This is a genomic window from Vibrio sp. Vb0937, assembly GCF_033338855.1.
Genome location: NZ_JAWOTK010000407.1, coordinates 1 through 1,086 on the forward strand (window position 1 = coordinate 1; position 1,086 = coordinate 1,086).

The window sequence follows — 1,086 nt, forward strand, 5'->3', positions numbered from 1 at the left end:
TACGTTCTGCAACATGCGAACCCTAAGCGTCCGGCGATGGTATGCCGTGAATGTGGAGCTTTCCCCCCCTTACTTAACAACCGCGATGTCGTGAACGAACTTCATCGCCTCCGACACGTCCACAGTGACGGGTTACCTGCTTGTCGCAACGACGCGTGTGACAACTTCGGACTCTCTGTCCACACTCATAAACACCTCTATCACGCATTCGGTTACAGTGGCGATCGTCAACGTTACCGTTGTAAAGCGTGCCAAAGCACTTTTGTCGATAAATGGTCTGGCGCCAATAAAAAGCTGCAGTTTCAAGAAAACCTGATGGGCCTTTTGTTCACCGGTGATTCCGTGCGCGAAACTTGCCGCAAACTCAGTACCAACCCAAAAACGTTTTATGATCACGTTGACCACATCGCCAGTCGTTGTCGTCGTAAGCTCGCGACCATTGATGCTCGTTGGGTTAATCACGCCAGTCACTACGAGTTGGCTTCCAGCTACATTGCCTTGCAGCCACACAGCAATAATGGTGTGTACTGGATTGTGTCTGGTGAAGCGCACTCGGGCTACATTCTTTGCCAACACGTGAACTACTCTTCGGATGAAGAACCTATCGCGACGCTGGATCACAACCCGTACGACGAAGTTTCTCGTTTTGTCTCTCAAGAGTACACAGCGGAAGCAAGTGAGCCACCAGCGGAACCTTCTAATCACCTTAGAGAGCGTATTGACCAAAAATACCAAACGATTTTGGCTCGTGGTAACGTCGAAGATCCGCTCGGTAACTTATCGGTATTTCATTACCCATCGAAAGGCGCGTTAGTTCGCCCTCCTTACACCTCGTACGCGCACTATTTGCATGTACTTGATATGTGTTGCCCTAACAAGCGGGTTTCGATTTACATGCCACAAGATCCCCTGCTCCGCTCTGCAGCGTTGAGCGTTTGTTTGTCTCGTATTCAAGAGAAAAACGTCGATCTGATGTATGTAGAAGAAGACGCTGGCTGGGACATGACCGCTCCGTTTGGCAAAGTGGATATTGCCTACATGAGTTGGTGGCGCGATCGCTGGGCGATCTCCAGTCAAGGCGAAAGC

1 protein-coding gene is annotated in these 1,086 nt (G+C 50.4%); it reads left to right on the plus strand.

What is annotated here, in order from left to right; all coding sequences use genetic code 11:
* The coding region (locus R7P67_RS26095) for a lactate dehydrogenase (protein ID WP_318086490.1) at positions 1-1,086 on the plus strand (1,086 nt) is incomplete at both ends.